The sequence below is a fragment of the Gimesia algae genome (assembly GCF_007746795.1).
GTDB lineage: Bacteria > Planctomycetota > Planctomycetia > Planctomycetales > Planctomycetaceae > Gimesia > Gimesia algae.
Map to the genome: position 1 here is coordinate 7,177,953 of NZ_CP036343.1, position 26,182 is coordinate 7,204,134.

The following is a 26,182-nucleotide window of genomic DNA, read 5'->3' on the forward strand; positions in this document are numbered from 1 at the left end:
AAACTCTTAATACGCTTACATCATTCAACGGTCAGAATTTACTTCTCTTCATCAGGCTGATCCGTTTCGATTTCATCGAAGACTCCCGGAGGCGGAATCACAGCCGCAGTCGGTCCGCTGGAAGTCACCTGTGTGTCAGTGTGGGATAGTGGTTTAACGGACCGTAGTCCTGCCAGGGAATACAAAATCCAGATTGCGACTAACGCCAGTATTCCAAACCGGGCAACATACAGACCATTCAGAACCATATCTGCATTCGTCAATCCGATCATGGCTAGGATGAACACCAGAAAAATCAGCACGGCGACTTTGTTTTCCCAGGGTGTCTTTCGCATGACCACAGCGATGACAACCAGAGCACTGCTTAAGATCCATGTATAAAATGACAGTTTCCACCAGGACACACTGATCTCACTACTGTCGCCGAGGCGCGTGTAGGTAAAAGTGCGTCCCTCAGTAGGGAAGTCGATTAAAGACCCTGCGGAAGCCCCAATCCAGGAATCAAAGAACGTGCCAGAAATCATGGCCCCCCCCCGTCGAGGAATGATCCCATCCAGGTAAGGTTCATATTCCGGTTGAAAATCATCCGAGACATTCACCAGCGCGTACTGATCGGGTACCCAGATCGCGGTTTTCAACTGTTGAACTACGACGTTCTCCCCTTTGACACCACCAATCCGGGGTAGAGCAAGATTCAAATTACCACCGAAGGAATCCGAAATACGGGGTACTGCTTTCGTAAACAGCAGACTGATCAGGAATGACTGGTCCGAAGCCTGATCTCGGGCGACATTCACGAAATAATTTACCCAGCCTTCTTCATCCTGGCTCTGATCGGCTTTTTCCAGTGGCACAGGCTGACCGGCCACCGTAATACTGAGTGGCTCCATTCCCGCTGGTAACGCGACTTTCAACTGTTGACGTTCACTGGATTTCATAAGATAACGACAGCGATATGTGGACCGTCCTTCTCTGCTCAACACGACTTCCACGAGTGATTTGAGAATGATCGTCTCAACGACTTCCTGGATTTTGTGTCGAGTCGAAGCCAGTTCCAGAGTCACCGGTTGATTGAAATATCGAAACGCCAGAAAGCCATCCTGGGGTAACAGTTTGAGCTCGCGTAAATCAATGGGATCAAGTTGCTCGTCGAGTTCTGAAGTTGTGACAGAGAGCATCTTTGACTTTCGAACAGCTATTTCACCGTAGACTCGTGATAACGGTACCTCACGTGATCGTGAGTCGTCATCACTCTTCTCCAGTCCCAATACTTTCACGGGAGACAACGCGATTTCTTTGAGGGAGATATCGCCGTCCGCGGCTTCAGAGGTTTTCTTTTTCTCGGCTTTTTCTTTTGCGTTTTCCTGTCCCTCTGTGTCTTCTGCCACGTTTGCTTCCACGATTGGACTTGTCACCATCGCCTGCAATCCGGGAGTAATATCGTAGCGTACCTCCAGAGCAAAGGGTCCTTGCACACTCCGTTGTGTTGTCACGGTCCAGACCACCCAGCCATCGACGGACTGTTCTGCCCGACTTTTCTGCTTAATGGAGGGGGCAGGTGCAGGAGAGAGTGAGCGAATCTGAACCAGATCGGCAATCGCTTCAGGAACCGCAAGACGGAACGTGTCGATTCCTGCATACTGAACCTGATAATTGATCCTGGTGGTGACTTCAGCAATCTGCTCTTTCACATCGACACTGGTTGCGACATCAGCGACCAGTCGCGTCGGCCGTATGCGGATCTGAACCGGAATCTCGACTGGACGACGGTTGTAATCCCACATGGAGGCCAGGGAAAGACTTCCAGACTGAAGACGGTTTGAGGTTGTCGACGGTTGCGCTCCAACGACATCCGGATTGCTGATAATCAATTCCATAGCTTCAGGAGCAAAGATGGCAACCTGTCCTGTTTCCCGTTCAACATTGACAGGCTCAAGTAAGGGGACTTTCACCGTCGATTCCTGATCGGCTTTTTTAAAGTCTTGATGTGCGCGAATCTGTACTTTGAGTTTCCCCTGATATTTCTGTTGTAAGGCGATCGTCAACAGCCGTGACTGCTTATCAAAGTTGTATTCTTTCAAGCCTGCCACATTGACGGAGTCGATCTCCAGTTGTTCTGGAACTTTTAACTGAAACGAGAAAATGCCAGCACGCTGAATATCGTAGGTCAGTTGAGCCCCCAATCGGATTTCATCTTCTCCGAAACTGCATTCACTCAATTGAATCACAAAAATCCGGGCTTCCAGAGGCTGTACTTTGATCTGCAAACGCGCAGAGGGGTTGAAGAATCGATAGTAGATTGCATCAGGTCTCTGAATACTCTCCGCAATCCCTGCATTTTCACTACGTGTGACACCCGATGTCTCGGTCACAGTAAAAGTCATGCTTTCTCCCGGGGTGATGGCTATCTGGCCGCTTTCCCGAATGACATCCAAAGCATGGATTCCATACGTCGTGGAATCGGACAATCCCAGAATTTGAAATGGTTCTTCAGGGATTTCTTTTTCGGTGTGAATCTGAATGGATGCTCCACTCTGTAATTTATTGAGAAACTCAATCAGCACCACCTGTCGATCCGTTTTTTTCTCCACCTTCCAGCTTTTGATTTTGGTATTAGATGAAGACAGATCCAGAATGCGGTCATTCAGGGGTACGGCAATGCGTGCCGACTGCATATCTCCCCTGAGTACATCGTATTTCAAGGTTGTCTGAGTATGAACCAGGCCATCTCGAATGGAGACCAGAGTTGAGTTTTCGACGCTGGCTAACAGATCCATTTCCGGCTTTGAACTTTCGCGGGGATACCACAGAGCACTGATCTGACCGGTGGCCCCCAGTGTCGATTTCACGCGTGTTGCATCGGCGGGTGACTTGGCTGGCAGCCTTACCAGTTGCGGAGTAATTTTAACCGTCTGATCCGATTCGGGAATCAACAGTTCCAGTGTGGTAATTCCGACAGTGGGACAGACAAATTGAAAACTCCGCCCCTCAGGAGAATTCTTGACCCGGGTCAGCAGTTCAATCTGTATATGATGCTCTCCCTTTTCTGAGAGCAACAATGTATAACTGCCCTTCCCGGTTCCTCTCAAAAATACTTTTGATTTCTGAGAGTTGACCTTTCCAATGGCGGCATCACCAAATTGCAGTGGCACTTCCACCCAGGGATCCCCCAGGACCTGGATTGTCAGATCACATTGAATCCGGGCGACGTTCTCTTCAACCTCTGCCCGGTAACTGGAGCTGGTAATCACGGCTTTCGCAGGAAAATTGAAACTTTTATCAGAGCCTGGACCCGCTGACTTTGACCAGAGTTCCAGGTACTCGAGATAAGGCATGAAGATTGTAGCGTCTGATTTGTCGAACACATCCTTGATATTTTTGAAAGGAACATAAATCAGACGATCCCAGTCATCCTGATCCTTGGCGGCCGGCTTGACTGCTTCAACAGCCGACTGCGCCAAGGAAACAATCGGCGAGCCCAGACAGAAACAGGCAACTAAAGAAAACAGCATAAAACGAGGTGCGCGTCTCAGATATCGCATATAACCCACCCTTAGCCTGTAACCAGGTTTATTGTAGTGTCTCCAAAACCACTTAGACCGTGCTTTACAGTGTTGAAGACTCAAAAGTTTAAATCATTGCCATTCCGTACATTGATTTGTACCCTAAGCAATTTTGAGAACGAACGGCAAACAGGACATTCACGTAAAAAGCGTCAAATCCAGAGTTTATATAATTCAGTATAGTTTTTTTGGATCATTGTCTGGAAGATAGGACGTAAGTGAGAGACAGGAAATTGCGAAAATATTTAAAAAAACTCCGAAATAAGATTATGAAACAGGAGCCCATCATGACCGGAGGACTCCTGCTTGATGCTGTGCTATGACTGGTCTCTCACCACAAAATCGCCCCCCCTTATCTTTAGCCATGCCTGTGTGTGCGTAAGCTGGAATTCTATCAGAATCAATCGCTCATACTTGCCTGATTCCCGAAAGCTGTTTAAGTTAAAGATTCGGCTTTAACCTGAGAGGGACCATTACCATCAGACCTTCGTATCACTGCCAGGAATCAATAACATGCTTTCTCCACTGCCTCGTCGCTCTTTACTTCTCGCTCTGCTGTTCATGGTCAGCCTGTTCAATGGCCCCGAACAACGAGTGTGCGCGGGGAACTTAAAGATAGTGACGTTCAACGAAGATGTTACACCCAGGCTGGGTATGCCGGTCGCTTATGCCCCGGCCCGGAAAATAGTGACCCCTCTTTATGCAAGGGGAGTGGTCCTGCTTTCTGATGAACAACCGGTCGTTTTATGTGCCGTCGATGCCATCGGAATCGGAAATCAAGGTTATGACACGTGGCGTGAAAGGCTTGCCGAAGCCGCTGGAACCACGCCGGAACGTGTTGCCGTTCATTCTTTGCATCAACACGATGCCCCCCGGATCGATTTTGCGACAGGCAAAATCATGGAAGACCAGGGTCTCGGTGGAAAAAACTACGACAACAAATATGGCAGACAGTGTATTACACAGGTTGCCAATGTCATTCGATCAGGATTGAAAAGCCCTCAAACCGTCACTCACTTTGGAATCGGGAAAGCGAAGGTAGAACAGGTCGCTTCCAATCGCCGTTTACTGGGGGCAGATGGCAAAGTCCGTTTGATGCGCTGGAGTAAATCAAAATCTCCCGACGCGATCAATGCCCCTGAAGGAGTGATTGATCCCTGGCTCAAGTGCCTGTGTTTCTGGAACCACAATCAACCCATTGCTGTGCTGAATTATTACGCCACACACCCTCAGAGTTATTATGGTAAGGGTGACGTGAATTATGAATTTGTAGGAATGGCGCGCGAAGCCAGAAACAAAGCCTTGCCGGGAACATTAAACGTTTATTTTAACGGCGCCGCAGGAAATATCGCTGCGGGCAAATATAATGATGGTTCTACCAAAATGAGGCCCATTCTTGCACAGCGCGTTGAGCGCGCCATGGAGAGTGCGTTTAAGAATCAGGAAAAAGCGGAGATCTCTTCTGCTGACTTGCACTGGAAAACAGAAATGACCGCGTTGCCGGTCTCTACACATCTGGATCCGAAACTGCTACAGGCTACGATAAATGACAAAAAGAAAACGCCAAAGGAACGATCGAGTGCTGCATTTCGGCTTGTCTGGTACCAACGTGCCTCACAGGGTCATCAGATTCCAATCACCTGCCTGCACTTGAAATCCGCATCCATCCTGCATCTGCCAGGCGAACTGTTTATCGAATATCAGTTACAAGCCCAGAAATTCGCTCCGCATCAAACCGTCTGCATGGCCGCCTATGGGGATTACGGCCCCGGTTACATCTGCACCGAAATCGCCTACTCACAGGGCGGATACGAATCGAGCCCCCGTGCCAGCAAGGTTGCGCCGGAAGTTGAGTTAGTCCTCACAGAAGTGATTCGTAAACTGGTTGTATCTCCGGATCATAACAAACCGGAGAATGCGAAAACGGAGAATTAGCAGTAACTATACCGTTAATTTGCGACGGGAGACAACTTGGGAAGCAGTGTGATGGAACGCCTCAGCACTTCCTTGCCCTTCGATTTGATCGAGACGTAGTAATTGCCGGGCTCCAGTATTTCAGAAGGATAAATCTGAAAGGTTGCCCGCATATTTTCACGCGGCGCGATCTGCCCGGTTCGCTGTACAATGCGACCATTCTCTTCACAAAAATGACAGTCAATCCAGATATCTTCATGAGGTGGATTGAGCGCACATTGCACGAGAATCATCTCACCCGCTTTAAACTCCTGCTTGCGATCTATGATCCATCCGCCTGCCAATTGGGTACCGACGTCAACCGAAAGAAACTTATCTTTCACCCGCATGATCTGTTCCGGCCCCATTACTTGCGCGACCAGTTCAGGATCCACTTCGTGTAAAGTCATCTTACCTTCCGCCCGTCTCAGCCCATACAGGTCCTGTTGATGTTCAACATAGATACTGAGAACCAACACAGCAGAAATTCCGGTTGCCCAGGCAGCAGGAGACTTCCAGACTGCCAGTGATTGAGGGCGAAATCGTTCAACAAGTTGACGGAATTCCGCCGACAACTGATAAACCCAGCCCCCTTTTCGGTACAGCCTGCGAAAGCGGGCAGAAATCCATTGAACATCACCTGTGTTGAGGAAGCAGAAATAAATCGATATGGATACCATGGGAAAAATATACAGTCCCAGTGAAAAAGTAGTTCCAATATGAAACGCGGTCCCCATCGCAATACCAATAATCCGACCCCATTTACGCCAGACAACGAATACAAAGGCAATTTCCCAAATCATCGCGATATATGACATCACCGATAATAAGATCGGATACAGTGTCATCAATTCTCCTACCGGGTGAGGGTTATTGTAGCGCGACATTGCCCAGTAACTGATCTGGTCGCCTTCCAGGTATCCGGGAGTATGCATCTTGGTGATGGCTGCCCCGAAGTAGACCAGACAGATCAGGATCTGCATCAATCTTTGTGGCCAGACTTCAAACTGAGGTAATTCGTATTTCGTATACTGAGGCCACGACTGTTTCTGTTTTCTGTTTTTTAACCAGCTATCGACAGACCAGATGGCACCACAGTGAGAAAGAGAAAGCAGGAACAAAGCATGCGTCGCAATCACTGAATACTTCGTCGCCATGCTGATGCAGTCCATGAAACAGAAATAAGTATAGAGGATCGTAGAAGCAATTAATGAAAACCGCGTCATCCAGCCAATGCTACTGCAGAACAGGAAAAAACCGAGTACAGCAAACAGACCAACGACAACCGTTCCGGGTAATATCGGCAGATAATTATAGTATTGAAAAATATCTGCCAGCGGTGCCGGTGCCCCATCAGCCGAGAATAATTCACGTGAATAAGACCAGCGGGTACAGACTGTTCCCAGCAGGATCATGGGCAGCAGCATTCGCACTATCGCCAGTCCGTAAGGTACCTCTTTGGCAAAAAAGAAATTCTGGAAGCGATCGCGAAAAGAATGATTAGCAGTTGAAATCACTTCTGGGGCATCCATGCTTGAAATCCTGTATGATGTAGCGATTCGAAACGGAAAGAACTCTCGGAAATTCGGCTTAATTACCTACGGGCGAAGCGAGGTGAACGGGAAGATTCGGATCGTGCTGTTGTGGTGGTGCGGTTGCCTCGATCTGACTGCCAATCGTTGCTGCGAAAAACGGACGACCACGATTCATTTCCGCTACCAGACGCGGGTTGTCATTGATCTGTAGAGTCACCTGTCGCGTGAGCCAGGGAACATATGTCTGTGCTACGACCCCTTCGGGAGTAATCACCCTGCGCAACCGATAATAGTTCTGAAAATCTTTGGGCTCTTCGTAACGCTGATCCCAGACCATATCAGGCAGATTATATTTTTTGCACCAGGTTTCTTCGATACAGAGAATTCGCAGCATTGGTTCATGCTCTGTCTTATCGAGTGTGTTCATCGCCATCCGAACCCAGGCATCGCCGGTGGTATCGTAGTGGCGTCTCCCCAGCTTTCCGTAAGGATAAAAATCACCCCAGGGACCGGGAGATAACTCGTAATACTTACCACTGATGCCTTCACCGACGATATGCGTACGAACCGAATAGGCAGACCAGCCACAGAACATATCCCAGACAATATAATACATGCCTGGATGACTGCCGGTTCGATAAGTAAAGGTATGACAGAAGATACCAAACAATAATATGCCGACATAACTGGCTATGGTCAGATAGCTGAGTCCACGTTTGATAAATCGCATCAGTTTAGCCTTCCCTGGCCTGACAATGTGATCAATGATTCAGAATTTTACGTGCAGGAAATCTGGATTTCATTGACTCAGAGTTCAAATTGAAGTTCTGAGTCCTTTCCTTCTCAATTCCCGGGTGGGCAATATCGTAAATATTTCAATTCAGGTCAATAGCAACCTTTATGTCCGATTTAGGTTGCCTTCCCGATGCATGTTTTCAGGATGTTCGTGATGCATATTCCTGAATTGCCTCGAAAATCCCATCCCAATGGTAGTCTTTCGCCTCAGCGTCAATCTGCAATCCTGCTTCCAGAGCTGCCTGGCTCGTGACCGGGCTGATACTGACCAGTTTGATTGTTTTTCCCAGTTGTGCTCGTGCCGCATCCGTTAACAGCCGTTCAAAATTTCGGGCAATCGAAGGGCTGCTTAATCCCACCCAGTCGACTTCACCAGATTCCAGCAAACTCAGACTTTCTTCATTCCAGGCGGAGACATCATGATTTTCATAAACCACAATTTTCTCAACTGTTGCTGAAACTTCGGCCAGTTCGGTCTGTAATACCTCGCGTCCTCTGTTGGCTCCGGCCCAGAGTAATTTCTGCTGGGCCGCCAATGGCTTAAGGGCTTCTGCGAGGGCTTCTGCCCGATACTGAGGAGGTGTCAAATCAGCCCGCAGTCGGTATGCCAGAAGTGCCTCCGCCGTAGACGGACCGATTGTAGCAATTTTTAAATGGGCAAGCTGCCTGGAATCAAAGCCCAGATCCCATAAACGATCCATAAAATACCGCACGCCATTGGCACTGGTAAAGACCAGCCATTGATAGTGATCGAGTCGCGAGATTGCCTGATCGACGGGAGCCCAGTCTGCAGGTTTGCTGATCTCAATCGTGGGTAACAACACCGGTTGTGCGCCCAGGCGTATTGCCTGCCGAATTTCGGATTCGGACTGATCTTCGGAACGGGTAATCCCAATCCGCAGCCCGAACAGGGGTTTTTGTTCAAACCACGCAATATGATCCCGCAGAGTGACACACTCGCCAATCACAATCAGTGACGGCGCAACCAGCTTGGCTTTCTGCACAGATTCGGGTAAATCCTGCAATCTGCTTTGAACTGTTTTTTGAAAAGGTGTCGTACCACGACTAATGGCGGCGGCCGGTGTTTCACCTGATTTGCCTGCCTGAATTAGTGAACTCACGATATGTTTGAGATTATGCAACCCCATATAAAATACCAGAGTTCCGGGAAAGCGGCTCAGCGCTTCATAGTCCAGAGAAGAATCAGGTTTTGTAGGATCTTCGTGTCCTGTGATCAAGGCAACCGCTGATGCATGCGCACGATGCGTAACTGAGATGCCCGCATAGCCGGCAGCTGCTGTTGCCGCGGTGATCCCTGGAACGATTTCGAACTCGATACCGGCGTCACGCAATGCCGCCGCTTCCTCGCTGCCCCGACCAAAAATAAAAGGGTCTCCCCCTTTTAATCGTACTACAGTCTTTCCTTCTCGGGCAGCGGCAATTAAACGTTGGTTAATTTCGTCCTGTTTCAGAACACGACGATTTTCACAACCTTCGGCTACCCGACAGCTACGCTCCACTTCGGAAGAGACATGTTCCAGCAGAAGTGGATTTACCAGCCCGTCATACAGGATCAGATCGGCCTGCTTAAGGCATTCGATGCCTTTAATGGTAATCAAACCGGGATCCCCGGGACCTGCACCGACTAAATAGACTTTCCCCAGGGTCATCAGCTTTGTATCACTCCACAAGACTAAAACGCTTCAATATAGATGTAAAGCGATATTATAGCAGAGTTTTCAAGGATGGCGAGCAGCAGCGACCGCCTGCTGTGGAAGTCAGATATTTCTCAAGTCATTGAGATTTAAGTGGTCCCTGATCGTCATTGAAACAACACAGTGATAAACACGATCGTTAGAAATCATACCAGGTACCAAAACCCACAAACTGTTCTGAGTTGTTAAAAAACGCGTATTGCATGGTTTTTCCATCCAGGTACTGCAGACCGATTCGAAACAGATGATTGTTTCGATCGCCACGCCATTGCCAGCCCACCATGATGTTCACATTCCCGCCCCAGTTCACTTCCTCGCGCAAATAACCGTTGATAGCCCAGAAGGGAGCCCCGAAAATCCCGGAATGTTCAACAGGACTGAACTCGGCCCCAAACTGAAGTTCCCAGGGTTGTGCACCACCATCCGTATTAAAGGCATAACCAATTTCGGCATAGAGCCTTAAATCGGGATCGGGAAAATAACCACCGCCCAGGACAAACGCATCCCGTACATAATTGATTCTCTGAAAACCGGGATTCCGCTCGATATATTCATCTCCAGCGTGGGCACTCGTATGGTAATAGGCAAACTTCGCCTGATAGGCACCTCGTCTCCAGGTTAATGGAACACCGACACGGAAATCGGTCGCATCCAGATCCATTTCCTCTTCCATATTTAAACGTGGAGGACCTGCACCTTCAATATCCAACTGCCAGCCTTCCAGTACTCCATCAGTTATGGAGCCATATCTTAAGATACCAACCCGTGCCCCCGCTTCCAGTTCCATCTGCCAGCCGATGTCTTTTTCATGCAGGATAGCCAGTGCCAATCGAGATTCCTTCGGTCCTGCCAGATAAGATTTATAAAGCAGGTCGGTGGGTAAGACTGTCCATCCCCAGCAGCTTTCGGCACATAATTGTTCAATGGAATCGGTATAAGTTCCCTCGGGATCGGTCATGGTACCAAACTCAGGGTATTCAGAGCTCTCCGGATACAATTCATATGTAGAAGGAAACACTGGTTGAGAAGAATTGATCTGCTGAATCTGGTTCGGCAGTAAATCAGATTCTCTTCTAGACTGGGAATAGAGGGGGGGTAAATTTCGGGTGATATCCTGCTGTCTGCCAGCGGTTCTTACTGGTTCGTTGTGATGCAATGGGATTCCCAGCTGAATCGGATTCTGTTGCCGATTCGTATATTGATTCTCAAGGTAAAGCTGCGCCTGGCTTGGCCCCTGATTGGGTTGCTGAAGTCCGGCTGCATGCGGAGAAGGAGCCATAAATGGCTGTGAACTGGCAAACTGTTGCGCTTCTAGATTGGCACAGACAGCGCTAACCAGCACCCCCCACAGGAAGCGTTGTAATGATATTGGAATAAATAACCTCACCTGCGAGGCTCCTTATTGTGAACCGCAGCAGTAAGTTGCTGTGACTGAAATGGTAAGTGAGAGGAGTAGATAAGTTGCGCATTGAGAGAGGAGTTCTACCAAGGGGTAGATGAGAAATGCGGGCGAAGTATAGCGACAATCCCATCAGGCGAAAAGGGGAATTCATTATCAACTGAGCGTTTTAAATCGACCTGATTTAAGAACGAACACACGGCTCAAGATATGAATATCAAATCACTTACGAGCCGTGCTTATCGATGTTGACCGCTTTGGTATTGCAAAGAACTTAGTGAGAAATCTCACATTTTAATCCAGAACTTGCGTATTATTATTTGATATGTAGAGTATTTTTTTCGTTGAGCTGCAAAGTTTGTCCTTGCGAGAGATGTTTGACAACCACCCCCTGATCAGAAAAGAAACGGATCTGAACCGGATAGTTAAAGTCGTGCGATTCACTGGGTCGTAACCGGTAGGGACCATTCCAAGGCATTGATGGGCCTTTCATTTCATATAAAACAGGCGTCTTCGACCGATTGATGATCAGAGCGGGGCTAACTTGTGTTCCTTCCAAAATCGTAAAGAAACAGGAATTATGTACTGGATTTCGCTCTACAAACCAGTGATTTCGCACTTCATTCCTCCAGGCTGCTTCTGCAGCTTCATCCACTTCTTTCAACCGGTCAAAGCGACTGTACTCTTCCAGAAGTAATTCAGCGATTTTGGCAGTTTTCGATTTGGGATACTTACGAATGACTTCTTTTGCAACCCGCCTCTGTTGAGACAGCACGAGCTTCTCAACTCCCTTTAACATCTCCTGAGCATCTATCTCCTGCTGTTGAGGTGACAGCTCTTGCGTATTGGCCTCTGGAGTAAAGGGATCATTCTGTGCTGACGCAGTCTGGGTCATCACACTCAAAAACATCATTAATCCCAGCATAAGAGGACTGGAATAATTACGATTCACGAGAGAAATACAGATTAGTTTGTTCATTACTCATACCTTCAGATTCAGCAAGACTGATAACAGAGCCCTTTCCCAAAGTTTACACGCCAAATGCGCGTCGCACTGCATTCTCCCTGAATTCCGATGCATTTTCCCAACAGAATTTTAAGTGAATCTGGATTATTTCTTTAAACATCAGCTTGTGAATGTTCTTTATAAGCTCCTTATTCCAAACAGTTTAACACACATCTTTAGTTTACTTGTTCAGAATGACCGGCTGGAGAAGACTTCTCGGCGAGAATCGAATAAAATACAGTTCGATAACCGGAATGTTAAGAACTACAGTGATTTACCAGAGATTGATTCGCGTAGAAAGTATTTCATCTAATGGCAAGTAATCCCCGTCCCCATTACGGGCGAGTCTGGATCACCTTTCTCCGTAATTCCCTGATTCGTGAAATGACATTCCGTGGTAATCTGCTGATTACTGTCGTCACACGCGGATTCTGGTTTGCGGCCCAGCTGATTTTATTTGATATCATTTATCGGAATGTCAACTCCATCAATGACTGGACCCGAGATGAGTACTTTGCCTTCATGGCGACGGGCATGCTGATCAACGCTTTCGTAGAAACGTTCTTCATGCCTAACTGTGCCAATTTCAGTGAATTGATTCGAAATGGAAATCTGGACTTTGTACTGTTAAAACCAATCGACACTCAATTCCTGGTTTCTTTCGAGAAAGTAAACCTGGCGATGTTAAACCAGGTGTTGCTAGCGGGAGCGCTCCTGGTTTACTCTCTATTGGAAACAGTTCATCTGGAAACTGCCATCCAACTCTTTCAGGAACTGGTCCATGCAGGAGCATGGCTGACGATTCTCAGTTTCTGCTTCCTGGGCGCCGGCCAGATCTTAATGTATTGCCTGCTCCTGGCTGTGGGAGTGGCTTTTTTTTACAGCCTGATGATCGCCTTGGCCAGCAGCAGTATCTGGTTCGGCCGCAATCAGGGACTATATGATTTCTGGTTTTACATTACGGTCTTTGCACGTTATCCACGGAGTATCTACAGTGGTTCCCCGACTGGTGAAATTTTGCAGTTTGCTTTCTCATATATCATTCCCATTCTGCTCGTTGTAACCGTACCCGCGCGCCAGTTGCTTTCCAAAGCACTTGAGCCATCCTGGATCACCCTGGTTTCGGTCTCTATCACACTGCTGATGTTATTTCTTTCACGTTATATCTTCAAATGGTCTTTAAACAGCTATCGCAGCGCAAGCAGCTGAGATCCTGTCTTGCTGGTTAGGCCTGTCCATAAAACAGAAGTCTGTTGAGTTTTATATGAATATCGTAATTATGGGTGCAGGAACCGTGGGCACATTTGTTGCCGACACTCTTTGTGCCGCGCAACACAATGTCACGATCATTGATAAATCACGAGCCGCTCTGGAGTTGATTGAAGAGCGGGTCGACGTACAGACAATCTGTGGTTCTGCCTGTGATTCAGCCATTCTATTTCAGGCAGGAGTACTGGGAGCCGACATCTGTCTGGCAGTGACCAGCCAGGATGAAGTTAATATGGTAGGAGCCAGTCTGGCCAAAGCCATGGGGGCACGACGTTGTGTTGCTCGTGTCTTTAACCATGCCTATCTGAATTTGAGTACGTTCGACTACCAGCGGCATTTCAACATTGACCGACTGCTGAGTCTGGAATATCTGACGGCCCTGGAACTGGCCAAGGAAATCGGTGAACCCGGTATGTTTGCCGTCGAAAACTTTGCGCGGGGTGAAGTGGTCATTCAGGTTCTGGATGTACAACCGGGTGTGAAAGCCGATGGCATTGAGCTGAAAAATCTCAAGCTTCCCAGTGGAGTTCGCGTCGGGTTGATCTCCGACGGCAACAATACTTCCATTGCAGGCGCCGATAATATTATTCAAGCCGGCCAGATCGTCACGCTCATTGGCACACAGGAAAATATCGACCAGGTACATCGTATGTTCCAGCACAAGCGCGCCTTGAAATTTCGGGTAATTATTGCCGGCGGTGGAAATATTGGCTTCAACCTCGCACGAATTCTACAGAAGAAAGAGTACTCCGTAACCATCCTGGAAGCAGACCCTCAACGCTGCGACTTTCTCTCTCGACACCTGGACTCCACTACGGTGCTTCATGCCGATGCGACACGTCGTACGGAGATGGAAGAAGCGCGAGTGGGGAAAGCAGATGTCTTCATCGCTGCAACCGGTCGTGATGAGGACAACATCGTGTGTGGTGTGGAAGCCAAAGAACTCGGCGCGGATCGTATTATGAGTATCGTCAGACGTCCGGACTATGCAAACGTATTGGAAAAACTGGGGATCGATGTCGCTGTCAGCCCCCGGGAAGTCATCACACGACAGATTATGGGAATGGTTCAGACAGGGCCGATCATCAGTCACTCTGAAATTGGAGGAGGCAACTCCGCCATTCTGGAAGTAGAAGTCAGAAAAAATTCCCCCATCACACAAGCCCGACTCAAAGATCTCAAACTGAGGCAGGCGCTCATTGCTGCAGTAGTCAAAGAAGATTGTGTCAAAGTCCCCGGTGCTGATGACCAGATCCAGGCAGGTGATACTGTCATTTTGCTGTGTGAACAGGACAATCTGAATGAAATCCTGCCACTTTTCAAACCGGTAAAGCCGCAAAACTGATATAGTCAGACTCGCGGCGGAAATCCTCACTTTTTTTGTGACTCCCCAACCCGCTGATTCATCTCATGACCTATACTTGACTTGCAGAGCATCTTCCGATTTACATCTCATACCACCTGATGTATCAGGACTGGTATGAGGAAGACAGACAGCAGGAATAGTTCATGACTGACCGGAGAAAATCCACCAACAGACGTTCGGGTGAAGAGCGACGGCTACACCAGAGACTGCAGGCAGGTCCTGAAATTCGCCTGCTACGCTCTGGAGAAAACGGCGGCAGTGAACCACTCAATGCAGTCTTATATGATGTCTCACTCGATGGGATTCGTATTCTGCTGGATCTACCGCTTTCCATCGGGGAAACACTTCTGATCCAGGTGCATCACTCGGGCGAACATCTTTTCAACTCAACAGTGAAAGTCATGTGGCAGAAATTGACTGTACTGGGTCAGTATACCACTGGATGCGAAATGTGTGTCTCTCTCACAGCCAAACAGTCGAGAACCCTGAAGTCATATCTGGAGCATAATCCGGGCCCCCTTGCAGCAACACTCCATTATAAAACATAAATATTCAGCCGACGGTATAGCCACCATCAACGACAATTTCCTGGCCATAAATATTTCGGGCAGCATCAGAAGCCAGAAATACAGCGACCTCGGCGATCTCTTCAGGTTGACTGAATTTTCCTGGAATCAACCTTGAGCTTACTGTCTGTGCCACTGCGTTGAGTTGCTCAGGATCCAGTCCGACAGAATCCCATAAAGGAGTTGCTACCGGGCCCGGGGCGATCGAATTGACCCGGATTCCCCGAGGTCCCAGTTCCGCTGCCAATGTCTGCGCCAAAGACTTTAAAGCAGCCTTCGAAGCGGAATAAGCAGCCAGACCAGGAAAGCCAACCTGGGTCAGAAAGGTTGTAATAAAAATGATGGCTGCCTTCTCATTGAGAACAGGCAGAAATGTGCGAACCGTCTGCAATGCCCCATGAAAATTGACCTCAAATGTCTCGTCAATCGCATCACGAGATGAGTCCTCTATCGGGATGACTCGAGCCAGACCTGCATTGGGAACCAGAATATCGACACGGCCAAATCGTCGTTCGGTTGCAGAGGACAACCGCTTCAGGTCAGCAGCGCTGGTTACATCACCATCTACAATCAGCGTGCGGGCGGGATAACGGGATTCCAGCTCTTCAAGAGGTTCCACTCTCCGGGCAAACGCTACGACTTTTGCCCCTTCGGTCAGATAATATTCGGCGATGGAATGGCCGATTCCGCTGCTTGCCCCCGTGACGACAGCAACTTTGTTAAATAAACGATCGGACATCGAACTCACCTGCTCTGTCGCTTTAGTTTCCAGAATTGAAAATAACTGCAGCGATCAGCTATATCAGTTCCGGAATGAATCTGCAAGCGGTGAAAATTACTTAAACTCTATCCAGGCTAATGAATCAGTATGAATTCATTTGAATTCAGATAAGCCCAGTAGATGTCCTGATAGCTTTGCTGAATGGCAGTCTGAGGAGGGACATTTTGATTGGTTAAATATCGGGTTCGTTCTTTCACAAGACGCTTTAACTCAGCCAGTTCTTTCGATGAGGGATAACGTGTCAATGCAGCCAGACTCAGTTTTTTAATCCTGTTATCTGGACTGCGTTCTTTCAGCACCGATGCAAGAATGCTTCCTTCCTGTTTCACATCCAGGCTGTTCCTCACCAGTTGACCATTCATCATGGTTAAAGCCTGGGTGATCGTCCCGTCAAATGTAGTTGTCTCATCATTCTCTTCATTCTCATGCGTGTAGACAAACTGCTGTAGCCACTGATCACGCTTCTGCATCTTGCTCCAGGCGTTGGAGTAGTCGGTGACAACCAACGCAGGATTTGCTGTCACTTGCAGCGAGTCATATAACTGCTCTGCAGTCATTTGCTTGACATACATACGACTGAAATTGGGAGTACTACCATCATCCGGATTATCAGACTCGTTATCTGAAGCGAATTGACTGCTCAGGCGATAGGCGTCTGACAGACAGATCCACTCAATCAACTGCTTAATATCATACCCACTGTCAACAAACTGGTGAGCCAGCTCGTTTAACAATTCAGGATGCGTTGGTGAATTATGATAGCCCATGTCGTCCACAGGTCTGGTGAATCCATAGCCAAAAAAGTGTGCCCACATGCGATTCACCATCGCGCGGGCCAGCTGTTGATCGTCTCCTGATGTCATCAGTTTTGCCAGTTCCTGTCTCCGGTTGATATTGGGAGCATCGGAAACTTTCACCCCGGCATATTCAGGATACGCAGGTTGCATCAGTCCCTGGCGTGTCTCATAAAAGGTTGTCCCCCCTTTGGTGAGAGAAACCAAAGCTAATTGAGACGCCTGCTTTTCCCCGGCCTTGGGCGGCATTTTTTTACGAACGACTTTTGTCTGTTTGAAGAAACTGTTGATTTCCCAGAACTGGCTCTGGGTGGCGTCATTAAAGGGGTGATTATGACATTGGGTACATTGAATCTGTGTACCCAGAAACAGACGTGTGGTGATCGCGGTTGCTGGCACCGCTTCATTGTTCAAATGTGCCAGCAGGAAATTAGTCGCACCATTGGTATCGGCGTCACCTTCTGCGGAAACCAGATCAAAAACGATATCGCTCCAGGGGCGATTGTCCGCAAAACTCTGAACCAGAAAATCCTGCAAGGCACGTCGATTGATATCACGCGACATCGTGCGGCCAATTAACAGTCGTGTCCAGATTGTGGACCAGTTCGTCACGTAACTCGGGCTGGCAGTCAACTTCTGAATCAGTTGCTGATGTTTATCTGGTTGTTTCGATTTCAAAAACTGTTCCGCTTCAGCAGTCGTTGGAATGCGACCGATTACATCAAGATAGACGCGTCTAACCCATTCTTCATCCGTCGCAAAGGGTGAAGCCTCAATATTCGCGGCTTTCCAGCCATCCTGAATTCGGTCGTTGATAAACGTCACAATGGCTTCATCTGGCGCTGATGCAGGCAGCGCTTCTACGGGAGGCACCCGTTCCGGCTTCATGGCAACCAATGGTTGATTTCCAGTCGATTGCAGACGGTCATTCTGTTGCGCCTGCAGCATGGGGTGCTTTGAGGCTTCGATCTGAAATGAGCGGTGTAGGTTATTCTGTGCAGCCAGTTGTGTTTCAACGGCATTTCCCGCAGCAACTGGTTCCTTCTGATCAGCTGGGTTTTCGACAACGACCGGTTGTTGTGACTGCCGAAACCAGGCAGTCCAGACGAACAGAATGAAACCCAGCGCACAAGCTGCCGTCAGCCCGGGCACCAGATATTTTCTACGCAGAGCGGGTGTAGAGGGGGTGGTTTCGGGCAGATCAGTTTCAGAAACGGGAGTCGCTTCGGGAATCTGTTCTTCTGCCCCCTGAGCCTGATCCCAGTGCAGTGTGCCATGCAGGTGAGAATAATTCAAATAGAACTGCATTGCATCGGGGTCGGAAAGCACGATTTCTTCCAGACGTGCCTGTTCCGACAAAGAAAGGCGCTCTTCGCACAACGCTTCCATAAGCAAGGAAAGCTCAGCTAATTTTACTTCTTTCTTACTCATGACTATAGGACTCTGAAGCGATATAACGGTTGATACATTCAAATAGAGTACGTCTGACGCGGCCCAGTGACTGATACACGGAGTTGGCCGGGCGTCCCAGGTCACCAGCCAGGTCTTTGCCCTGGTTATCACCCTGATAGCGTCTTTGAATCAACTCTCGGTCTTTCTTTCGCAATTTACTGAGACAATGGGTTAATGCTGTCCGTCGTAACTCGAAAACATCCTGATTTTCTTCAACGGCTTCTGCCACCTGTGAAACGAATTCATCGCTAAACTGATGCTTGTCCCTGCCCCGTTTTTTTCTGAATTTCAGGATCTCGAAATGTGCAATCTGGCAGGCCCAGGCAAAAAAATTGGTTCCGACCTCAAACTGCTGGGCCTTTTTCCAGATGATCAGATTGGTATTCTGCAATATTTCTTCCGCCTCAGATGGATAGGGTACCATCGAGAGAATATACAGATAAATCCGTCGCTGGTGCTTTGTGAACAAGGCGATAAATTCGCGGCCCTGTTCCGAAGCAGTTTCCAGAAACACAGGTTGATCAGTCGAACTTGTCAATGTAGTTCCAATTCATTACTTCAATGCAGATTGACTTAACCTGTTCGCAGCCGAGAGTAAAACAGCGGAAGCCCTGTTTGAGCATCCGCTGTTTTCTGGCTCCAAAAATTGTCTTTCGTTTACACGCGAATGGAATTAACCAATCAGTTCTTTAATTGGAGTTCCACCATTGGCCAGTTTCATAGGACGACCACGTTTCGAAGTGTGCACGATGTCCAGAGGAATCCCCAGGGAGTGAGCAACGGTTGCCCAGAGATCGCCAGGCAGATAACTCTTACCTTCGATACCAATACCATCCGCATCGGTTTTACCAACAGCCTGACCGTTTTTCATTCCACCACCACCCACCATGGCAGTCCAGCTGGCAGCCCAGTGGTCACGTCCCACATTCTGGTTGATCCGCGGTGTGCGGCCGAATTCGCCCATACAGACGATTGTGACATCATCCAGCATTGCACGCTGCTTCAAGTCTTGGACCAGGGCAGCAATCCCCATATCCAGCTGTGGCAGGTTTTGATCTTTCAACGAATTAAAAACTCCCTGATGCAAATCCCAGCTTCCGACTGAGGCAGAGACTTCCACAAAAGGAACACCGACTTCTACCAGACGACGGGCCAGCAACAGACCCTGGCCGAAGTTACCGGTACCATAGGCTTCTTTCAAAGCAGCTGGTTCCTGATCGACCTTAAATGCTTCCATCTGCTTGGAGGTCATCAGGTTGACAGCCTTCTTGTAGATGTCTTTATGGGAGTTGGCAGATTCCCCACGTTTAGATTTAATGAAACCAGACTCCAGCACCTGCAGCATATCGAGACGCTGTCCCAGTCGCTGCTGTTCTGTCGTATTGATTTCAGCGTTCTGAATCGTACCATTACTGGAGACGACGAACGGTGAGTTGGACATTCCCAGAAATCCCGCACTTCCCCGGCTGCCACCGATCGAAATGAAAGAAGGAATATCCAGTTCTTTGCGGCGAGCGCCCAGTTCATAACTGACAACCGAACCAAATGTAGGATGCACCACTGTGGGGTTAGGCACGTAGGCTGAGTGCATATAATAAGTACCACGGGCATGATCCGCTTCACGTGTACTCATGGAACGAATCAGGGACAGGTTGTCCATGACCTGAGCAGTCTTAGGCATGTGTTCCGAAATCTGCATGTCACCCTTGGTGCTGATTGGCTTAAATTCACCACCATTTTTTGAACCTGGTTTCAGGTCCCAGATATCAATTGTAGGAGGTCCACCGGCCATCCAGATCAGGATGCAGGCTTTCTGCTGCTTTTTAACCTGACTGGCATTCGCTTCCAGATGCGACAGAAAGTGCATCGTAGGGATCGCAGTCGCTGCTCCTGCGACATGCTTCATAAAGTGGCGACGCGTCATTCCGTAAGGATTCAGAATAGTCATTGTAAAGGCCTCTTTTGTTGATTTTTGTGATAAAGGTTGTGTTTCGCTTAATCGATGTCAGCGACAGATTTAGTGATTGAATACAAATTCGTTGGAGTTCAATAGTGCCCAGTACAGGTCCTGGTAGGCAGCCAGTTTATTGGGTGTACCGGAAATCAGCCGCTGTGCACTGTTGATTTCCCGACGATCCGGGTAACGGCTTAATGTGGAAAGGAACAATTTGCGAATCTTAACCTGATCGTTACCCTTCTCGGTTAATAGTTGATTTAAATAACTTCCACGCTCTGCACTGATCGCATTTTTGGTCAAATCACCATTCATCATCATCAATGCCTGGGGAATTGTTCCGTTGAACGTTGTTGAGTCATCGCCTGAGTCATTATCGAATGCGACCATAAACTGGCCCATCCACTGACGTCGCTGTTCTTCAGCCCGTTCCCAGTTTGACTGCCCTGATTTATGAGCGCCCGTCGCAACGATCAGCGAGTCATAAAGCTGTTCAGCCGTCATATTCTTGATATACATATGCGAGAAGAGAGGGGTTTCTCCTCGCTCAGGACTGTCAATTTCATTATTGCGACTGAACTGACTGGTCAGATTGTAAGCCTCAGTATTACAAATCCAGCGTGCCAGTTGTTTGAGGTCGTAATCTTTCTTCACAAGCTCTTCGGCCATTTTATTTAACAGTTCAGGATGCGATGCCGGGTTGTGAGGACCCATGTCATCAACGGGACGGGTAAAACCATATCCCATAAAATAGCCCCACATCCGGTTGACAATCGCTGTCGCGATCAGAGGTTTATCCCCCTGTACGATCAGTTTTGAAAATTCTTTACGACGCTCGACGCCACTTTGCGGATCGACTTTTTGATCTTCAAAGATCGGGTAGGCAACCTGCATCAGCCCGGAACGTTTTTCATAATAGACAGGCCCGTTAAAACCAGTCGCTACGACTTCGGAATAATCATCAATCTGTCGACCCGTTTTGGGATCGGTTTTGCGGTGGTTGATCCGACGCATTTGACGAAAGAAACTGTTATATTCCCAGAACTGATTCTGTTTCCAGTCATTGAACGGATGGTTGTGACACTGAGTACACTGCACCTGAATCCCGAGAAAGAGACGTGTCGTGGCGGCAGTGACCTGCACGGCTTCGTCATTATTCTGCATCTGTGCCAGCAGATAGTTCACGGCACCGTTTTCTTCAAAGTGACCTTCCGCAGTTACCAGATCCTGTACGATTTCATCCCAGGGTCGGTTCTTTGCAAAAGCCTCCCGCAGAAACTTTTGCATTCCATTGCGACTCACTCGTCGAGGAGTACGGCGACCAATGAGCAGGTTTGTCCACACATTCGTAAAGTTCTGTACGTATGCGGGATCTTCCAGCAGTTTATCGATCATTTTGGATCGCTTGGCAGGATCACGATCTTTATTAAATTGCTCTACCAGTTCTGCGGAAGGAATTTGACCAATCAGATCGAGATGAACTCGACGCAACCATTCTTCATCAGAAGCAACGGGCGAAGGTTCTACCTCATTATCTTCCCATCCCTGACGAATACGTCCATTGATGTAGTCAATAAAGGGATCAAATGCGCCTGTAGAAAAAGCTTTCGCTCTGCTTTCCGGAGGTGCAGCATCCGCTCTGGATACCCAGCTACCGACACAGATCAACATGGTTAAAACAACACTGAGTTGTTTAGAATAACGACGCATTATCTTGTTCTCCACTATATTCAAAATGATAGAACGAATAGTCTGCCAGACTTCTTAAGCAAATCGAACTCACAGCGAAAATTGCGAAAGGAAGACGGCTTCGCTACTGTATTAACCGACTCAAATATGAAAACATTCGAGAGTCTCTGGGTATTATCTCTATTTTATTGCAATTAGATGACTATAGGATACCCGATTTTATATATTTTCCAATGATAATATCAACGATTTCATATGCATCCGCACGAATACCTGAAACCACACAATCCATGTAACCACATGTGCATACTGACTTTACGACCTATCGCATCCTGAATAATCCGAAAATTCATTAAACAACTCATTACGTAACGAATCCGCTTACTCAAAAAATATACATAATTACACGCTATTCTCACTATCCCAACTCAGGAAATAGAAAAGAAGTTGATGAAGAACCAATATCAGTTTGAGGATCAGGTTGTGGTCATCACCGGGGCTGGAAACGGAATTGGCCGCGCCACGGCAATCATGATGGCAGAATCAGGTGCCCATGTCTTCGCTGGCGACCTGAACCACCTGCCTGAGAATCAGAAAACATTCTCACAGCTGGGGATCACGGAAGTGATGTGCGATGTTCGCCAGGAAGCAGACATCCAGACATTGATTGAGCAGGCGATCCATCAATATGGCCGCATCGACGTCCTGGTTAATAATGCAGGAATCGGCATGGTCAAACCGATTCATCAGGTAACAGAAGAAGAATGGGATGCCTGTATTGACACGAATCTGAAAGGCACTTTTCTGGGATGCAAACACGCAATCCGTTATATGCTAACGACAGGAGGAGGATCTATCGTCAATACTGCCAGCAATGCAGGCCTGCTGCCTCGCGCCCATGACCCGGTTTATTCCATCAGTAAACATGCCGTTGTCGCGTTGACTGAAAGCCTGGGACTTTGCCACGGTAAAGATAATATCCGGATCAACTGTGTCTGTCCGGGACCGGTCGGGGAAACGGGAATGATGAATGCAGACATTTCCAGCGCCGCTGATCCGGAAGGACTGACTCAATCCATGATCCGTGCCAGCCCGATCGCAGCAGCAAACAAACGCATGATCAGCCCTGGGGAAGTGGCGTCAGCCATTTGTTACCTGGCCAGCAAAGATGCTTTAATGGTAACGGGAACTGCAATTCGCATCGATGGCGGCAAATCCCTTGGTGTTCCCCCGCAGGGAAGCTGATAGCCTATCCTACATAGCAGGAAGGGGCGTACTCTTTCAGGTGAGCCACCTGCTCATTCGAAAGAGGGCACTGCAGTTTGCAGTCGATGCGCCAGAACTCCTGATCCAGAGCCGTCGAACGCACTACTGTAGCGGAAACATTCAGTACAAAGTTGAGACTTGCGTCTTCTACAGTCAGCTGCAATTCATCACGCTGCTGAAATGCCGAACGGGAAGCAAATGAGATTCCATTCTGACTGACGTTGATCGCATAACCCTTTTGCGCCGGATGGGAGCCCGCTTCGACAGGCCGATGATCACCCTTATTGAGGGCCAGAACAATGGCATCACTGGTGTGTCTTGGGTAGGCTCGACGATCAAAAGACGGAGAATCTCCAGCGGAATGATCGTTTGCTTCAGGTTCATTTTTTGAGACTTGCCCAGAGTTTGTTGCAGCTCGTACCTTATTCAGCAGGGAATTCCAGGTTCTACCCGATGCAGATCTATGGGTCTTCAAAGAGAGCCCAGACTGTTGACGGCACTTTCGAAAGGAAATCGAATGAGTTTCGGAAGTGCCGGGGGTCGTCTCCCCGGTGATCTCAGAAACGTCAACTCCGGGCCGTGCATCAAGTACCATATTCATTTAACCAAACCTGTCGTTAGAGAGCTCAAGTATCCATATACACAGTTCACTGGGGTTGCAAACTGCAAAAACAGCTGTTTAAACCTATGTCAGGAATGGCAGACTGTCAAAAAGATCCTTCAAAAACTAACTACTCCCGGAGTAATACAGTCCATGATCGTTTCCAGTGCCCTCGGTGGGCTTCATCAATCCCAACTCAACAAATACTCATAAACTGTTTCCATACAAACACTTACTTCACTATTATTTAAAACGTAGAAAATTCGCATGATTTCAGGATGGACAGTAACGCCACTAGCTTGAGAAACGGGTATCGGGCAATTATACTGCCACGTTTCCAATGACTCTCAAGAATCGAATGAAGTTTAGTCGGTTCGATCATCGATAGGGGTTTCTGTATCAAACCGGTTTGACCACCGCCAGGGAAATTGAGAACCTTGCCTGCCAGCATTGGTTCTTAATCACCGGTTAATCTGATTACAGCCTTTTCCAGACAGGTAGCGAGATTATACAGGCATGCGTTTTTCGCTCGTCGATCAAATTATAGAATTGGAGAAAGGGAAGTCGATTACGGCTATCAAAAACCTTTCTCTATCCGAAGAATATCTTCAGGACCATTTTCCGGGCTTTGCTGTAATGCCGGGAGTGTTAATGGTGGAATCGATCGTTCAGGCCGGTGCCTGGCTGATGCGGTATACCAACGATTTTCAATACAGTACCATTCTGCTGAAGCAGACCAAGGCCATCCGCTTTAACAGCTTTGTCACGCCAGGAAAGCAACTGCGTGTCTCTCTGAGTATTCAGAAATGGGAAGACAATCTGTGTACATTGAAAGCGTCCAGTCAGGTGGAAGGGGAAGCCGCAGTCAGTGGTCGGATTGTTCTGGAACAGTTTAATCTGGGCGATAAGAATCCTTCAATGACTGAAACCGATGCCGCACGGATTCAAGATCTGCAAACTCAGTTTCGACAGCTCTGGAATCCCAGCAGACAAACCGCTTCCTGAATCAGGCTGTTCTGCATGAGCGTTGACTTACACAGTAATTACGAACTTAAAATAGAAAACTAGATTGGAAACTGGAATGAAACTGGAAGGAAGAATAGCGTTGGTAACCGGTGGTAGCCGCGGTATTGGAAAAGCCGTTGTGCAAGCCCTGGCCCGTGAAGGGGCAAAGGTTGCCTTTGTGTATCGTTCCAGTGCGGAAGCCGCAGAACAGATCGTCAAAGATCTCGCAGATGAGAACTGTGAAGCATTTGCCATTCAGGCAGATGTCGCGAGTAAAGCGGAAGCAGATGCGGTCGTAGAACAGGTCATGGAAAAGTGGGAAAAAATTGACATCCTGGTCAATAACGCCGGCATTATCCGAGATGGTCTGCTGGCAACCATGTCCGCCGAAGACTGGCAGGCCGTGATCGACACCAACCTGACCAGCGTGTTCAATTTCTGTCAGGCGGTCACGCGTCCGATGATGTCGAAACGTTATGGTCGAATTATCAACATGTCCAGTGTGGCTGCTCACTTCGGAAATTCCGGCCAGACAAACTACGCTGCCAGTAAAGGGGGAATTATCGGGTTCACTCGTTGTCTGGCGACCGAGCTGGCCAAACGCGGTGTGACTGTCAATGCAGTTGCTCCCGGATTTATTGAAACGGACATGACCGTCGATGTCCGCAATGCTGCCGGCGATCAGATTAAAAAACATATTCCCTCGCGACGTCTGGGGCTTCCTGAAGATATTTCCAATGCGGTATTATTCTTTGCCACAGACGAGTCTTCCTATGTCACCGGCCAGACACTGGCTGTTGACGGCGGATTAACATTAGGTGGAATTTAAGTAAGTAATTCGAAGCGGCTCGTCGTCGTTTGGAAAAATACATTTTTGTTATGTGTGATCGGTAGTCTTCAGAATTGGGTCAATTCTTCTTATCGCATCACAAGAACTGTCAAAACTATTCTTCTCGCCGGATAGTTTTAAATCAGGCTGGGTCGGCGGGACTTATCGACCAGCAGGTCGAACCAAGGAGTAATAAAATGCCAACTAGAGATGAAATCTTCGATTCCGTTCGTGAAACACTGGTTGATGCGCTCGGACTGGATGATGACGAAGTAGTACCAGAAGCCACCCTGATGGGTGACCTGGGTGCTGAATCAATCGACTTCCTCGATATCGCATTCCGTCTGGAAAAAGCGTTCGATATTAAAATCCCCCGTGGTGAACTGTTTCCGGAAAATATTGCTTCTTCCGATTCAGGTTTTGTCAAAGACGGTGAATTCACTGAAGCAGGGATCGCAGAACTCCGTACCAAGATGCCTCATGCAGACATCGATTCCTTTGCAGAGAATCCTAAAGTCGAAAACATGCAGGATCTGTTTACCGTCGATATGCTGGTTAACTTCCTCGAAGCACGACTGGCTTAATCGGCAGATTCTCTTAACCAGATAGATACTACGACTGTCACAGCTCACTAAGGTGAGCTG

General features: G+C 48.1%; 20 protein-coding genes. 8 read left to right on the forward strand and 12 right to left on the reverse strand.

The annotated features are described in order from the left end of the window. Positions 1–38 precede the first annotated feature (38 nt). A complete protein-coding gene (locus tag Pan161_RS27035) occupies positions 39–3,542 on the reverse strand; it encodes a hypothetical protein (protein WP_145231857.1) in 3,504 nt (1,167 codons plus the stop codon). A 534-nt stretch (positions 3,543–4,076) separates the two neighbouring features. Here Pan161_RS27035 and Pan161_RS27040 point away from each other — a divergent pair. Continuing rightward, a complete protein-coding gene (locus Pan161_RS27040) occupies positions 4,077–5,498 on the forward strand; it encodes a hypothetical protein (protein WP_145231858.1) in 1,422 nt (473 codons plus the stop codon). A 14-nt stretch (positions 5,499–5,512) separates the two neighbouring features. Here the strand turns inward: Pan161_RS27040 and Pan161_RS27045 are convergent, their stop codons facing one another. The 5 genes from Pan161_RS27045 to Pan161_RS27065 all read right to left on the reverse strand — a co-directional run bounded on the left by Pan161_RS27045 (position 5,513) and on the right by Pan161_RS27065 (position 11,939). Continuing rightward, positions 5,513–7,048 carry an HTTM domain-containing protein gene (locus tag Pan161_RS27045; RefSeq protein WP_145231859.1) on the reverse strand — a complete coding sequence of 512 codons (1,536 nt, stop codon included), beginning with the start codon at positions 7,046–7,048 and terminating at the stop codon, positions 5,513–5,515. A gap of 58 nt (positions 7,049–7,106) precedes the next feature. After that, on the reverse strand, positions 7,107–7,781 hold the full coding sequence (locus Pan161_RS27050) for a hypothetical protein (RefSeq protein ID WP_145231860.1): 675 nt from the start codon (positions 7,779–7,781) through the stop codon (positions 7,107–7,109). A gap of 205 nt (positions 7,782–7,986) precedes the next feature. Then, positions 7,987–9,516 carry a uroporphyrinogen-III C-methyltransferase gene (cobA, locus tag Pan161_RS27055; RefSeq protein WP_145231861.1) on the reverse strand — a complete coding sequence of 510 codons (1,530 nt, stop codon included), beginning with the start codon at positions 9,514–9,516 and terminating at the stop codon, positions 7,987–7,989. Between the two features lie 184 nt (positions 9,517–9,700). Then, a complete protein-coding gene (locus Pan161_RS27060; RefSeq protein WP_145231862.1) occupies positions 9,701–10,948 on the reverse strand; it encodes a DUF1207 domain-containing protein in 1,248 nt (415 codons plus the stop codon). Positions 10,949–11,276: 328 nt separating this feature from the next. Beyond that, on the reverse strand, positions 11,277–11,939 hold the full coding sequence (locus Pan161_RS27065) for a hypothetical protein (protein WP_145231863.1): 663 nt from the start codon (positions 11,937–11,939) through the stop codon (positions 11,277–11,279). Between the two features lie 339 nt (positions 11,940–12,278). Between Pan161_RS27065 and Pan161_RS27070 the strand changes: the two genes are divergently transcribed. From Pan161_RS27070 to Pan161_RS27080, 3 genes are all read left to right on the forward strand, one after another. Continuing rightward, complete coding sequence (locus tag Pan161_RS27070; protein WP_145231864.1) at positions 12,279–13,175, forward strand: ABC transporter permease; 897 nt, start codon at positions 12,279–12,281, stop codon at positions 13,173–13,175. 55 nt (positions 13,176–13,230) lie between these two features. Then, positions 13,231–14,580, forward strand: a complete 1,350-nt coding sequence (gene trkA, locus Pan161_RS27075; protein ID WP_145231865.1) for a Trk system potassium transporter TrkA — start codon at positions 13,231–13,233, stop codon at positions 14,578–14,580. A gap of 164 nt (positions 14,581–14,744) precedes the next feature. Beyond that, positions 14,745–15,149 (forward strand): PilZ domain-containing protein, encoded by a 405-nt coding sequence (locus tag Pan161_RS27080; RefSeq protein ID WP_145231866.1) that lies wholly within the window; start codon positions 14,745–14,747, stop codon positions 15,147–15,149. A 4-nt stretch (positions 15,150–15,153) separates the two neighbouring features. Here the strand turns inward: Pan161_RS27080 and Pan161_RS27085 are convergent, their stop codons facing one another. The 5 genes from Pan161_RS27085 to Pan161_RS27105 form a co-directional block, all read right to left on the reverse strand. Then, on the reverse strand, positions 15,154–15,906 hold the full coding sequence (locus Pan161_RS27085) for an SDR family NAD(P)-dependent oxidoreductase (protein WP_145231867.1): 753 nt from the start codon (positions 15,904–15,906) through the stop codon (positions 15,154–15,156). Positions 15,907–16,022: 116 nt separating this feature from the next. Then, positions 16,023–18,173, reverse strand: coding sequence for a DUF1549 and DUF1553 domain-containing protein (locus Pan161_RS27090; RefSeq protein ID WP_145231868.1), 2,151 nt, complete (start codon positions 18,171–18,173; stop codon positions 16,023–16,025). Beyond that, complete coding sequence (locus tag Pan161_RS27095) at positions 18,166–18,732, reverse strand: sigma-70 family RNA polymerase sigma factor (RefSeq protein WP_145231869.1); 567 nt, start codon at positions 18,730–18,732, stop codon at positions 18,166–18,168. Before Pan161_RS27095 ends, Pan161_RS27090 begins: the two co-directional genes overlap by 8 nt. Positions 18,733–18,867: 135 nt before the next feature. Beyond that, the gene (locus tag Pan161_RS27100; protein ID WP_145231870.1) at positions 18,868–20,142 is read right to left on the reverse strand and encodes a DUF1501 domain-containing protein; all 1,275 of its coding nucleotides are present in this window, start codon (positions 20,140–20,142) and stop codon (positions 18,868–18,870) included. Positions 20,143–20,211: 69 nt separating this feature from the next. Beyond that, positions 20,212–21,858, reverse strand: a complete 1,647-nt coding sequence (locus Pan161_RS27105; RefSeq protein WP_145231871.1) for a DUF1549 domain-containing protein — start codon at positions 21,856–21,858, stop codon at positions 20,212–20,214. A gap of 429 nt (positions 21,859–22,287) precedes the next feature. On the opposite strand from Pan161_RS27105, the gene Pan161_RS27110 reads away from it, so the two are divergent. After that, a complete protein-coding gene (locus Pan161_RS27110; protein WP_145231872.1) occupies positions 22,288–23,082 on the forward strand; it encodes an SDR family NAD(P)-dependent oxidoreductase in 795 nt (264 codons plus the stop codon). A 4-nt stretch (positions 23,083–23,086) separates the two neighbouring features. On the opposite strand, the gene Pan161_RS27115 is transcribed toward Pan161_RS27110, so the two are convergent. After that, a complete protein-coding gene (locus Pan161_RS27115; RefSeq protein WP_145231873.1) occupies positions 23,087–23,704 on the reverse strand; it encodes a PilZ domain-containing protein in 618 nt (205 codons plus the stop codon). Positions 23,705–24,220: 516 nt separating this feature from the next. On the opposite strand from Pan161_RS27115, the gene Pan161_RS27120 reads away from it, so the two are divergent. The 3 genes from Pan161_RS27120 to Pan161_RS27130 all read left to right on the forward strand — a co-directional run bounded on the left by Pan161_RS27120 (position 24,221) and on the right by Pan161_RS27130 (position 26,122). Next, positions 24,221–24,709 carry a 3-hydroxyacyl-ACP dehydratase FabZ family protein gene (locus Pan161_RS27120; RefSeq protein WP_145231874.1) on the forward strand — a complete coding sequence of 163 codons (489 nt, stop codon included), beginning with the start codon at positions 24,221–24,223 and terminating at the stop codon, positions 24,707–24,709. A 76-nt stretch (positions 24,710–24,785) separates the two neighbouring features. Next, positions 24,786–25,538, forward strand: coding sequence for a 3-oxoacyl-[acyl-carrier-protein] reductase (gene fabG, locus Pan161_RS27125; protein WP_145231875.1), 753 nt, complete (start codon positions 24,786–24,788; stop codon positions 25,536–25,538). Between the two features lie 197 nt (positions 25,539–25,735). After that, a complete protein-coding gene (locus Pan161_RS27130) occupies positions 25,736–26,122 on the forward strand; it encodes an acyl carrier protein (RefSeq protein WP_145231876.1) in 387 nt (128 codons plus the stop codon). Positions 26,123–26,182 lie beyond the last annotated feature (60 nt).